The following is a 10,808-nucleotide window of genomic DNA, read 5'->3' on the forward strand; positions in this document are numbered from 1 at the left end:
TCGGCAGTAGATCCGCGCCATGCGCGGATGGCTGGGCCAGCCTCAGTGCCGACCAACGGTCGGCACCCACCAAAGCAGGCCGGGCAGTAGAAGCCGCTCGGCAGTAGATCCACGCCATGCGTGGATGCTTTGCCTGGAAGGAATCCTAAAGCTCCAGCACGCGCCGGTAACTCAACGGCCCACGCCCATCGCGCAGGCCCAACCGCAGTTCCAGCCCGGTGGCCGGCAGCACCTCGCCTTTGCTCGGTAGCAGCGCCCACCCGGCGCCCGGCTGCCAGGCGCGTACCTCGAATCGCTGCACATCCTGCGCCACCGCGATCCCCTTTGACTGATCCGGTGCGGGCAAAGGGTAGCGATCCGTCGCAGCGCCACTGGCCCGCCACAGCGTGCTTCCCTGTCGCCACCAGCGAACACGTTGCCAGCGCAACCCGTCGCTGCCCAAGCTGCGGGTGATCTCCAGCGCGAAGCTTCCATCCGGATGCCGTTCGCTCACCAGTGAAGGGGGTAGCAGGCGCTGAGGTTGATCCGCCGGGCGCACTGCGCCGTTCATCAGCGCGTCGTCGGCACGCATCTCGATGTCGCGCTGGAACTGCTGCAGCACGCGCAGCGCCGTCGTGGTCTCGGCCTCGGCCCGGCGCAGGCGTTGGTCGCTGCTGGCCACGCTGTCCAGCGCACGCCAGCAGATCAGTGCCAGCACGCCCATGATGGTGATCGCGATCATCACCTCGATCAGTGTGAAACCTGCTGCGGTACGCTTCATTGCGCCGCCGTCCACGGCAGCTGCATCCGCGCCAGCGACTGCCGGGGTGCATCTTCGGCAACCACGCTGAGTTCCAGCTGTGGCTGTCCGTCACTCCCGGTGCCGACATGCTGCAGCACCAGGAAACTGCTGCGCCCCTGCACGCAGCGCTGCCGTGCATCCTGCGGAGGCTGCCCGGCCAGGCGCAGCTCCTGCCAGCGGTCCTGCGCACACATCAGTGCCAGCCGGCGGTCGCGCAGGCGTGACTGATCATCGGTCGCCACCGCCACTGAACGCATCACCGCTGCCAGCGCAATCGAAACGATCGCCAGTGCAATCAGTACCTCGATCAGGGTGAACCCGCGCATGTTCTGCTTCACTGCACGACCTGCAACTGTCCGCTGCCATCATCACGAAGACGCAGCTGGCGGCCCTGCAACGACAGCCTCAGCTCCCACGCCACGCCGATCCACTCCGGGCTCAGTTCAATCGGCGTGGTCGGTTGCACCGCGATGCCCGCCGGTTGCCATTGCTGCGCACGCAGAAGGTCATCGCGCTGCACGTCAACCCAGCGGGTGCCTTCACGGCGGCTGAAGCGGTAGCCGGCGGCGTCGGCCTGCCAGCGCAGGGGGCGGCCATCGATGCGCGCCTCGTCGCGCGCCACCTGCAGGCGCTGCGCCAGCCGTTCAGCTTCCTGTCGCAGCTGCCGGCCCGGGTCGAGCAGGCTGCCCAGGCCCAGGCCGATGCCCGCCGTGCAGATGCCGATGATCACCAGCACCACCATCAGTTCCAGCAGGGTGAAACCACGCGGCACGTGCTGCATCGACGTTGCCTCCTGTCCAGGTCGATGCCTGCCATCGTAGGCCTGCATGATGAAACAAAAGCGTCAGCGGCAGCTGCTAGCGTGGGCAGACACGAACGTGGCGATGGTGCGGAACATGGATGGCAGGTGCTGGGATCGCAATCGCATACTGACCCTGCTGGCAGCGACGCTGCTGCTGGCGGTGGTGGCCTATTGGGGCGTGACCCTGTCTGCGGTGGCGCCGACGGCGGCGGCCAGCGAAACGCACGCAGAGGCCCCTGCACGCCCCCTGTTCGATGCAGTGGCCAGCCTGCCGCTGGTGCGGTTGCTGTCCCCCGGTGCGGTGCAGACCGAGGTGGTCGTGCTGGGCGTGATGGCCGGCGACCACGCGCCGCTGGCGCTGCTTTCGGTGGATGGCCGTCCTGCCGAAGCCTACGTGCCGGGCCAGCGGTTGGGGCCCTGCACGGTTCTCGCCAGCATCAGCGCCAACGCGGTGGAGCTGAACCAGGCGGGGCAGTTGCGCAGCCTGCCGGTGCCTGGGCTGCCGCCCGTGCCGAGCGATGGCATCGTGCCCGCGGCACCGTAGTGCCGAGCCTACGCTCGGCTGCGTCTGGAAGAACAGTCGAGCATGGCTCGACTCTACAGAATCCTGCCGAGCGATAGCTCGACCCTTCAAATCCTGCCAAGCGTGGGCTCGGCCCTACGGCCGCGCAGGCTCATCGCGCCGGACGCTGCGGTACCACCGAACGACCAAAGGCATCGCCCATGCGCTGTCGCGTGCCTTCGAGGTTGTACTGCATCAGCTGGTTGCCCGGCTGCCGCATCAGCCGTTCGGCCTCCGGCAGTGCCGGTGACTTCGCCGCTTTCGATGCCGGCGCCAACTTGCGCTGCAGGCAGTCCCAGGCCGGAATGCGCTCGCCATTGACCTGTACTTCCATGCAGGGCGCGGCGTCTTCCTGCTTCTTCGCCTCGTCGGCGCGCACCGGGGCCAACACCAGCAGCAACGCAAGGATGAGGGCAGCGCGCAGTTCCACCATCAGTGATTCACGCATCTCGAATCTTCCGCAGCAATCGACGTTCTGCAATGAAGACGTGTGGAGAAGGCAGGGTCCGCCTGCGTGCGTTGCGGTGCCGTCAAAAGATGACAGTGCTGTCACAAAACTGTTGGCGGTTTTGACGCGACGTACACGTCCTGTTGGTAGACCCACGCGCCGCTCCATGGCCCTTTCCTTCGATACGACGCGATGCCTTCGATGACTCCTGTTCCGTGCCGAGCCGTCCGCCTCCCGCTGCGCCTGCATCCGCTGGTGCTGGCCCTGGCGGCGCTGCCGCTGCCGCTGTTCGCGCAGGAGGCGGCGCCCGCGCCCAGCGTGAACATCAATGAGTACATCGTGCGCGGCAACACCGTGCTCGATCCGCGCCAGATCGAACGCGCGGTCGAGCCCTTCCTCGGACCGGGAAAGACCCTGGCCGATGTCGAGAAGGCACGCGATGCCGTCCATGCGCTGTACCAGCAGGCGGGCTACCAGTCGGTCTACGTGGAGCTGCCCGAGCAGCAGGTCAGCGGTGGCGTGGTGCTGCTGAAGGTACAGCAGACACCGATTGGCCAGCTGCGGGTCGTGGGGACGAAGCACGAATCGCCCGAACGCATCCGCGAACGCGTACCGGCACTTGCCGAGGGCAAGGTGCCGGACTTCGACCAGGCGCAGAAGGAACTGACCGCACTGAATGAGGGCGGGCGTCGCCAGGTGATGCCGCTGGTGCGCGAAGGCCAGGTGCCGGGCACGATGGATGTGGACCTGCAGGTCGAAGAGAAGTCGCCGTGGCGTGCCAGCGCGTCAATCAACAACGACCACAGCGCCGACACCGAGAAGCTGCGCCTGAGTGCGTCGCTGGCCTACGACAACCTGTGGAAGCGGGGGCACAGCGCCAACATCGGCGTGTACCTGGCGCCGGAAGATACAAAGCAGGCCAAGGTGTTCTCGGCCTCGTACACGATGCCGTTCGAAGGCACGCCGTGGAGCCTGGAAGCCTCCGGCTACAAGTCCGACAGCCGCGTGCTGAACGCGGGCGGACAGGTCGGTACCGGCACCGGAACCAATGTGATCGGCAACGGCCATTCGATCGGTCTCAAGCTCAACTATCGACTGGCCGGCAGCAGCCAGTGGTGGCGCCAGCTCAGCCTCGGCGTGGACTTCAAGGACACCGAGGAAGACACGCAGATGGGCAAGGAGAGCCTGAAGACGCCGTTGAAGTACGCGCCGATCACCCTGGGGTTTGTCGGTGTGCGCCAGGGCGAGCAGGATCAGTTGAGTATCAATACGCAGCTGGTGGCCGGTACCCGTCGGCTGTTCGGCTATGGCAGTGATGCCATCGGGTTCGGGCAGAAGCGCTACTGGGCAGACCCCAGTTTTGTCGCGTTCAAGGCGGACGTCGCCAACACGCACACGTTCAGCAGCGACTGGCAGTGGTATGCACGCGGCTCGTTGCAGGTGACCGATGCGCCGCTGGTGTCGGCCGAGCAGTTCGCCGCCGGTGGCATGTACACCGTGCGCGGCTATCTGTCGGCCGAGGCGATCGGCGATTACGGCGGCCTGGCCAGCCTGGAATGGCGCACCCCGGCATGGTCGCCGTGGAGCGGCACGGATCTGCGCGTCTACAGCTTTGCCGACGCGGCCTACCTGCGCCTGCGCCAGCCGCTGCCCGAACAGCGTGACAAGTACAACCTGGCCTCGGTCGGCCTGGGCGCGCAGCTGCGCCTGGGTGAACACCTGCAACTGCGCCTGGACTACGCCTGGCCCTACGCCGATGGCCCGGTCACGCGCAAGGACGACCCACGCCTGCATTTCAACATCAGCACCAGTTACTGACCCTTCCCTTGAACATGCGTTCTCCGGAGACCCTTCGCATGGACCGTTTGCTTTCCCGAGTGTTGTTGCTGCTGGCCGCGCTGGTTGCGCTGCCGGCCGCTGCGGCCGATGCCAATTGGTGGCAGGCCGAATGGAAGTACCGCAAGCCGATCACCATCGACGCCGGCCCGCAGGGCGCGGGCCTGGCCGGTGACCCGGGTCGCACCCCGCTGCTGCTGCGCCTGCATACCGGCAACTTCGGCTTCGACGGCACCCAGGATGCGGGTAACGACCTGCGCTTTGTCTCGGGTGATGGCCGCACCGTGCTGGCCCACCAGATCGAACAGTTCGATCCCAAGCTGGGCCTGGCGCTGGTCTGGGTGGACGTGCCGGCGGTCAGCGCTGCGGCGCCGCAGACGATCTGGATGTACTACGGCAATGAAAAGGCCCCCGCCAGCGGCAACGGCCAGCAGGTGTTCGATCCGGACTATACGCTGGTCTACCACTTCGCCGAGGCCAATGCGCCGGCACGCGACACCACCGCTTATGGCAACAATGCCGGTGCGGTGGTGCCGCCGTCGGAAGGCGCGGTGATCGGCCGCGGCGTGCAGCTGGGCGCCGGCCCGCTGCCGCTGCCGGCCAGCGCGTCGCTGGCGCAGGAAGCGGGCGCGCCGCTCACCGTTTCGGCCTGGATCAAGCCGGGCAGCAATAATGCGGCTCAAGCAATCTACGCCCGCCGTGATGGTGCTTCCGAACTGGTGCTGGGCATCGAGAACCGCGTGCCGTTCGTGCAGCTCAATGGCCAGCGCAGCACGCCGGCGCAGCCGGTTCCGGAAGGGCAGTGGGCGCATGTGGCGCTGACCGCAGAGAAGGGCGCACTGCAGTTGTACCTCAATGGCCGCGTGGTCGCCCAGCTGAGCGGCGAGCTGCCGGCGCTGACCACCGCGCCGGTGGTGGGCGCCGATGCGCCGGGCGCGGTGCAGCCGCTGGCCAGCTTCGAAGGCGCGCTGGATGAGCTGCGTATCTCGCGCGTGGCACGTCCGGCCGCGCTGCTGCTGGCCGATGCCACCGCGCAGGGCGCCGACTCGCGCCTGATCAGCTACGGCGCCGACGAGCAGTCCGCCGGGCAGAGCCACTTCGCCTTCATCCTCAAGGCGATGCCGTTCGACGCCTGGGTGGTGGTCGCCATCCTCGGCCTGATGATGCTGCTGTCGTGGGCGATCATGATCGCCAAGGGGCGGCACTTCGGCCGTACCAGCAAGGCCAACGCGGTGTTCACCGAGAGCTTCGGCAAGCTGTCGGGTGTGCCGCTGCGCACCCTGTCCGACATGGACCGCCAGGGCAAGGCACCCACCGCGATGCACGACGGTTCGCTGTGGCGCATCTACCAGGTGGCCATCGATGAAATGCAGCAGCGCCACCAGCGCGACGGCAATAGTGGTTATCTCAGTGGTGCCACCATTGCGGCGATCCGCGCCTCGATGGATGCGGTGATGGTGCGCGAGCAGGAAGCGATGGCGCGGCGCATGAACTGGCTGTCGACCACCATCGAAGGTGCGCCGTACGTGGGCCTGTTCGGTACCGTGATCGGCATCATGCTGGTGTTCGTGGTCGCGGCGATGGCCGGCGCGGTGGACATCAATTCGGTGGCACCGGGCATGGCCGCGGCGCTGCTGTGTACCGCAGCCGGCCTTGGTGTCGCGATTCCGGCGCTGTTCGGCTACAACTACCTGGGCGCGCGCGCCGAGGCGATCGGCGCGGACATGGCGGTATTCATCGACGAGTTCGCCGCACGCCTGGCCGAAGAGCAGGACGGGCGCGGCCCGGCCACGGTCCAGGGCTGAGGGGCGCGTCATGGGCCAGAAGGCGAAGTTCGGCATCAAGAAGCGCGAGAAGGGCATCAACGTGACGCCCTTCGTCGACGTGCTGCTGGTGGTGCTGGTGATCTTCATCCTGACCAGCAACGCCTCCATCCCCGGCATCGAGGTCAACCTGCCGAAGGCGAGCAACAGCGTCGCGCTGGAGAAGCCGAAGACCAAGGCGATCACCATCGACCCCAGTGGACAGGTGTTCCTGGACGCCTACCCGGTGACGATGGCCGAACTGGAAGACCGGCTGCGCACCGAGCGCGCGACCACGCCGGATTTCCCGGTGATCGTGCGCGGTGATGCGCAGGTGCAGTACGCCCGCGTGGTCGAGGTGCTGGACCTGCTGCGGCGGCTGGAGTTGGCCCAGGTCGGCCTGGTCACCGGCAAGGCGCAGGGCTGAGGCATGACGGCCCATCAACCCCCTCGGCCGGAGCCCGGCATGCGCGGTCGCCAGTTGCTGGTGACCGTCGCGCTGGTGCTGGCCGCGTTGCTGGTGCTCGGCATCGCCGTGTGGTGGATGCTGTTCAAGGACACTGCCAGCACCCGTCGGCCGGTGGTGCAGCCGCCGATGCTGGCGCTGCCGCCGCCACCGCCGCCGCCACCGCCGCCGCCGGAAAAGCCGCCGGAACCGGAAACGCCGCCAGAAGAGACGATGCCCGAACCGGAGCCGCTGGATCAACCGACGCCGGCAGAAGAGCCGACGCCGACGCCGGACAATGCCGATCCGGTGACGATGAACGCCGATGCGCAGGCCGGCGGTGACAACTTCGGCATCCAGTCCGGTAGTGGCGGCGGTTCGTCCGGCGTTGGCCGTGGTGGCGCCGGCAACGCTACCTACGGCCGCTACCTCGGCTACCTGATGCAGCAGGCGATCTCGCGCGATGACAAGGTCAAGCGCCTGGCGTTCCAGTTGCAGGTGAATGTGTGGCTGGCCAACGATGGCCGCCTGGAAAAGGTCGAGCTGGTGCGCGGCAGTGGCAACGAGGAGGCCGACGCGGCCGTGCTCGATGCGCTGCGACGCATCGGCAAGGTCGACCAGGCACCGCCGCCGTCGCTCGATTTCCCCGCCCGCGTGCTGATCCAGGGCCGCCGGCCCGGGGCCTGATTCCCGACCTCCGTGATTTCCCTTCTTTCGATGAGAACCGTGATGAACGACCACGTCCGCGCACGAACCGACTCCCGCCGCCCGCGGCCGGCCCGACGGGCGCTGCTGTGCTGTGCCGTGCTGCTCAGCCTGGCCGCCCCGGCCGGTGCGATGGCCGCCGAAACGACCATGGTCAAGCTGATCAAGGGCCTGATCGCCAGCGGTGCGCTGAAGCCCGAAGACGGCCAGGCCTTGCTGGTCCAGGCCGAGGCCGAAGCAGCGGCTGCACAGCGCACCGCAGCCACCGCACCCGCCACTGCCAGCGGTGGTGTGGCCCTGGAGGCCGGTGACGTGCGCGTGCCGTACGTGCCGCAGAGCGTGCGCGACGGCATCCGTGACGAGGTGCGCCAGGACGTGATGGCGCAGGCCAGGTCCGAGGGCTGGGCGGCACCGAACGAAGTGGCCGAGTGGACCAAGCGCATCAAGGTCACCGGTGACATGCGCGTGCGCAGCGAGTCGCGCTTCTTCTCCGAACGCAACAGCGACATCGTGAGCAACTGGTCGTCGATCAATTCCGGCAACGGCTTCGACACCAATACCAACACCAACCTGCAGCTGCCACCGCTGCTGAACACCCGCCAGGACCGCCGCAACCTGTGGCGCATCCGCGCGCGCCTGGGCATCGAGGCGACCATCGGCCAGCACACCACGGCCGGCGTGCGCCTGGCCAGCGGCAGCAGCAATGGCCCGGTGTCGACCACCGAGCAGCTGGGTGGCGGCCTGAGCAAGAAGGACGTGTGGCTGGACCAGGCCTGGCTGGCCTACAGCCTGGCGGACTGGGTGACGGTGCGCGGTGGCCGCTTCGGCAATCCGTTCTGGACCAGTGACACGCTGTTCTCCAACGACCTCAACTTCGATGGCCTGGCCGCCAACCTGAAGTACGACTTCAACGGCGGGGATCTCGATCTGTTCGGCAACCTCGCGGTGGTGCCGCTGGAGTACACCTCCGACAGCTCGCCCAGCCAGAGCCGGGTCAAGACCCCGAATGAGAACAAGTGGCTGTCCGGTGCGCAGGTAGGTGTGAACTGGCGCTTCAATGACGAGAATACGTTGCGCGCTGCATTGGGCTACTACGACTTCAAGAACATCAGCGGCCGCCTGTCCTCACCGTGCGCCCTGTACGCGGGTGCGGTGGGCTGTGACACCGACTGGTCGCGCCCGGCGTTCATGCAGAAGGGCAACACCCTGATGCTGATCCGCGACATCGCGCGCAATCCGCTGGACCCGGCCAACACGCCGACCCCGCAGTATGTCGGCCTGGCCTCGGCCTTCCGCCTGGCTACCTTGAACCTGCGTTGGGACACGCAGCTGGCACAGGGCGTCGGTCTGCGCCTGGACGGCGATTACATCCGCAACCTGGCCTACGACAAGCAGGCCATGTTCAGCCGCGCCCAGAACGGCATCGTCAACAACTACGGCGCCGGCGGTACCGCCAGCATCGACACCTTCCGCAGCGGCGACACCGCCTGGATGGTGCAGGCCACCTTCGGAGCCACCGAGCTGAAGGAGAAGGGTCAGTGGCAGGCGCTGCTGGGCTACAAGCACATCGAGGCCGATGCGCTGCCGGACGCCTACAACGATCCGAACTTCCACCTGGGCGGTACCAACGCCCGCGGCTACTACGTGGGTGGTGCCTACGCGCTGGACGCGCGCAGCTGGATCAGCGGCAAGTGGATGGCGGCCAAGGAAGTGTCCGGTGCGCCGCTGTCGATCGACGTATTCCAGCTGGAGTTCAACACCGGCTTCTGAGTGGCGGCGTGATGCGGATCACGTAGTGCGTGGCGGGGGCGCAGCGATGCGCCCGTCTAAGGAAAGGAGACCACGCGTTGTTCAAAAGGAGGAGTGGATGAGCCGTCGCAAGCTGTTCGAGAGTCCCGAACCGTACAGCCAGATGCTGGGTGTTGGGCCGGCCTATGTTTCCGTCGAGGGCCTGCGCCAGCACCTGGCCGAGTTCCTGCTGTATGCAGGCCGGCCGGTGGTGATCATGCGCGGGCGCAGCGAGGTGGGCTATTTCCTGCCGGCGCGCTGCTGGCGCCAGCGTGACGATGATCCGCTGGCCGCCGCTGCCGCCGACCAGCTGCTGGATGCGGCCGGTTTCCAGGCCGAAGACATCCAGCAGGTGGAGCAGGAATTCAACGCGATGCGCCAGCGCACCGTGCTGCATTCACGGCGCTGAGCTTTCGCCTCTACAGTAGATCCACGCCATGTGTGGATGGGGTTACGCTGCAGCCCCACGCTCACTGGTGATGCGCGCACCCTCGCGCATCACCAGGGTCACCGGGGTCTTTTCCACCACCTCCAGCAACCGCTGCCACTGCGCATCGCTCAGCTCGGCGCTGGCATGCAGCACGCGGTGCACATGGAAGCGACCATCCGCGTCACGTTCCGAGCGCAGCTCGGCATGGAACTCGCCCAGTTCCCAGCCCTTGCGCTGCGCGTACATGCGCAGGGTGATGGCGGTGCACGCCGCCAGCGAGGCCAGGTACAGGTCGAACGGTGCGAAGCCCTTGCCCTGACCGCCCAACGAGGCGGGCTCGTCCGCATCCACGGCGAATGTGCCGTTGCTGATGTGGTGCAGGTAGTTGTCGGCGGTTGAAACAATGCGTGCGTAGGCCATCACGTTCTCCATCTGTCTGTGGCGTCGAGCCATGCTCGACTGCTCCAAAAGGCGGCGCCGGCCAGGACCGGCGCCGCCATCCAATCACTCGGTACGATCGTACGAGAACTGGATGCCTGCCGTACCACCGGTTTCAATGAAGAGGTTCATGAAGGCCGGCACCGTTTCCGAACGGGCCCAGTCGCGCTGCAGCTCGCAGAACAGCTGTGGCACGCTGATCAGCTGGCCACCGGCCTGTTCGATGCGGCGCAACGCCGCATCGTGCGCGGCCAGCGAGGTGCCGCCGACGGCGTCGACCACCACATACACCTCATAGCCTTCCTTCAACGCATCCAGGGCCGGGAAAGTCAGGCACGCCTCGGTCCACAGCGCGGTCATGATCAGCTTGCGGCGGCCGGTGGCTTCCACCGCCTTGCGGAACTCGACGTCCTCCCAGGAGTTGATGGTGGTGCGGTCGTAGGTGGGGTAGTCACCCAGTACCTTGCGCAGCTGCGGAATTGGCGGCTTGTTCAGGCCGGTCTTGACGTTCACCGTCGAATGCACGATCGGCAAACCATAGGCGACGGCGGCTTTGGCGGTGCCGACGATGTTGTTGACCAGCAGCTGGCGGTCCATCGAGGCGATGGAGTTCACCTGCACCGGCTGGTAGTCGATGATGATGAAGGCGGAATTCTGCGGGGTCAGCAGATGATCGCTGGCCGGGTCGCGGATCGGTTCACTGGACATGGTGGGTCTCCATTGCAGGAGCGGCGCGAGGCCGCGGGGGAATGCCCGGGGGCGGGCAGGGGC

The 10,808-nt window shown here is 67.0% G+C and carries 13 protein-coding genes; 7 read left to right on the top strand and 6 right to left on the bottom strand.

What is annotated here, in order from left to right; translation table 11 throughout:
• Window positions 1–145: 145 nt before the first annotated feature.
• The 3 genes from O0K41_RS03885 to gspH are packed head-to-tail and all read right to left on the bottom strand — an operon-like array spanning window position 146 to window position 1,562.
• Window positions 146–760 carry a prepilin-type N-terminal cleavage/methylation domain-containing protein gene (locus O0K41_RS03885; protein ID WP_049450911.1) on the bottom strand — a complete coding sequence of 205 codons (615 nt, stop codon included), beginning with the start codon at window positions 758–760 and terminating at the stop codon, window positions 146–148.
• Window positions 757–1,107, bottom strand: a complete 351-nt coding sequence (gspI, locus tag O0K41_RS03890) for a type II secretion system minor pseudopilin GspI (protein WP_169448451.1) — start codon at window positions 1,105–1,107, stop codon at window positions 757–759. Before gspI ends, O0K41_RS03885 begins: the two co-directional genes overlap by 4 nt.
• A gap of 8 nt (window positions 1,108–1,115) precedes the next feature.
• A complete protein-coding gene (gspH, locus tag O0K41_RS03895; protein ID WP_049450909.1) occupies window positions 1,116–1,562 on the bottom strand; it encodes a type II secretion system minor pseudopilin GspH in 447 nt (148 codons plus the stop codon).
• A gap of 103 nt (window positions 1,563–1,665) precedes the next feature.
• Between gspH and O0K41_RS03900 the strand changes: the two genes are divergently transcribed.
• Complete coding sequence (locus O0K41_RS03900) at window positions 1,666–2,127, top strand: general secretion pathway protein (protein ID WP_169448453.1); 462 nt, start codon at window positions 1,666–1,668, stop codon at window positions 2,125–2,127.
• A 130-nt stretch (window positions 2,128–2,257) separates the two neighbouring features.
• On the opposite strand, the gene O0K41_RS03905 is transcribed toward O0K41_RS03900, so the two are convergent.
• Window positions 2,258–2,593: a hypothetical protein gene (locus tag O0K41_RS03905; protein WP_164221970.1), complete on the bottom strand. Its 336-nt coding sequence runs from the start codon at window positions 2,591–2,593 to the stop codon at window positions 2,258–2,260.
• Window positions 2,594–2,794: 201 nt separating this feature from the next.
• On the opposite strand from O0K41_RS03905, the gene O0K41_RS03910 reads away from it, so the two are divergent.
• The 6 genes from O0K41_RS03910 (at window position 2,795) to O0K41_RS03935 (ending at window position 9,578) form a co-directional block, all read left to right on the top strand.
• Window positions 2,795–4,411, top strand: a complete 1,617-nt coding sequence (locus O0K41_RS03910; RefSeq protein ID WP_049450908.1) for a ShlB/FhaC/HecB family hemolysin secretion/activation protein — start codon at window positions 2,795–2,797, stop codon at window positions 4,409–4,411.
• Window positions 4,412–4,449: 38 nt separating this feature from the next.
• Window positions 4,450–6,234, top strand: a complete 1,785-nt coding sequence (locus O0K41_RS03915) for a MotA/TolQ/ExbB proton channel family protein (RefSeq protein ID WP_049450907.1) — start codon at window positions 4,450–4,452, stop codon at window positions 6,232–6,234.
• 10 nt (window positions 6,235–6,244) lie between these two features.
• Window positions 6,245–6,658 (top strand): biopolymer transporter ExbD, encoded by a 414-nt coding sequence (locus O0K41_RS03920; RefSeq protein WP_005409874.1) that lies wholly within the window; start codon window positions 6,245–6,247, stop codon window positions 6,656–6,658.
• A gap of 39 nt (window positions 6,659–6,697) precedes the next feature.
• Window positions 6,698–7,363, top strand: a complete 666-nt coding sequence (locus O0K41_RS03925; RefSeq protein WP_049450905.1) for a cell envelope integrity protein TolA — start codon at window positions 6,698–6,700, stop codon at window positions 7,361–7,363.
• Window positions 7,364–7,405: 42 nt separating this feature from the next.
• Window positions 7,406–9,151 carry a putative porin gene (locus O0K41_RS03930; protein WP_099604691.1) on the top strand — a complete coding sequence of 582 codons (1,746 nt, stop codon included), beginning with the start codon at window positions 7,406–7,408 and terminating at the stop codon, window positions 9,149–9,151.
• 97 nt (window positions 9,152–9,248) lie between these two features.
• Entirely contained in the window at window positions 9,249–9,578 is a 330-nt protein-coding gene (locus tag O0K41_RS03935; RefSeq protein ID WP_049450902.1) for a hypothetical protein, read from the top strand.
• Window positions 9,579–9,620: 42 nt separating this feature from the next.
• On the opposite strand, the gene O0K41_RS03940 is transcribed toward O0K41_RS03935, so the two are convergent.
• Together O0K41_RS03940 and O0K41_RS03945 are read right to left on the bottom strand one after the other, a co-directional pair.
• Window positions 9,621–10,019, bottom strand: a complete 399-nt coding sequence (locus tag O0K41_RS03940; RefSeq protein WP_005413631.1) for an OsmC family protein — start codon at window positions 10,017–10,019, stop codon at window positions 9,621–9,623.
• 84 nt (window positions 10,020–10,103) lie between these two features.
• Window positions 10,104–10,745, bottom strand: a complete 642-nt coding sequence (locus tag O0K41_RS03945) for a hydrolase (RefSeq protein WP_005409869.1) — start codon at window positions 10,743–10,745, stop codon at window positions 10,104–10,106.
• Between the last annotated feature and the right edge of the window lie 63 nt (window positions 10,746–10,808).

Source organism: Stenotrophomonas sp. Sm2128 (assembly GCF_030985535.1).
In the GTDB taxonomy this organism is placed as follows: domain Bacteria; phylum Pseudomonadota; class Gammaproteobacteria; order Xanthomonadales; family Xanthomonadaceae; genus Stenotrophomonas; species Stenotrophomonas maltophilia.

Excerpts from the sequence above, each read along its gene's own strand:
- O0K41_RS03885 (WP_049450911.1), bottom strand. The coding sequence starts at position 760 with ATGAAGCGTACCGCAGCAGGTTTCACACTGATCGAGGTGATGATCGCG.
- gspI (WP_169448451.1), bottom strand. The coding sequence starts at position 1,107 with ATGCGCGGGTTCACCCTGATCGAGGTACTGATTGCACTGGCGATCGTT.
- gspH (WP_049450909.1), bottom strand. The coding sequence starts at position 1,562 with ATGCAGCACGTGCCGCGTGGTTTCACCCTGCTGGAACTGATGGTGGTG.
- O0K41_RS03900 (WP_169448453.1), top strand. The coding sequence starts at position 1,666 with ATGGTGCGGAACATGGATGGCAGGTGCTGGGATCGCAATCGCATACTG.
- O0K41_RS03905 (WP_164221970.1), bottom strand. The coding sequence starts at position 2,593 with ATGCGTGAATCACTGATGGTGGAACTGCGCGCTGCCCTCATCCTTGCG.
- O0K41_RS03910 (WP_049450908.1), top strand. The coding sequence starts at position 2,795 with ATGACTCCTGTTCCGTGCCGAGCCGTCCGCCTCCCGCTGCGCCTGCAT.
- O0K41_RS03915 (WP_049450907.1), top strand. The coding sequence starts at position 4,450 with ATGGACCGTTTGCTTTCCCGAGTGTTGTTGCTGCTGGCCGCGCTGGTT.
- O0K41_RS03920 (WP_005409874.1), top strand. The coding sequence starts at position 6,245 with ATGGGCCAGAAGGCGAAGTTCGGCATCAAGAAGCGCGAGAAGGGCATC.
- O0K41_RS03925 (WP_049450905.1), top strand. The coding sequence starts at position 6,698 with ATGCGCGGTCGCCAGTTGCTGGTGACCGTCGCGCTGGTGCTGGCCGCG.
- O0K41_RS03930 (WP_099604691.1), top strand. The coding sequence starts at position 7,406 with ATGAACGACCACGTCCGCGCACGAACCGACTCCCGCCGCCCGCGGCCG.
- O0K41_RS03935 (WP_049450902.1), top strand. The coding sequence starts at position 9,249 with ATGAGCCGTCGCAAGCTGTTCGAGAGTCCCGAACCGTACAGCCAGATG.
- O0K41_RS03940 (WP_005413631.1), bottom strand. The coding sequence starts at position 10,019 with ATGGCCTACGCACGCATTGTTTCAACCGCCGACAACTACCTGCACCAC.
- O0K41_RS03945 (WP_005409869.1), bottom strand. The coding sequence starts at position 10,745 with ATGTCCAGTGAACCGATCCGCGACCCGGCCAGCGATCATCTGCTGACC.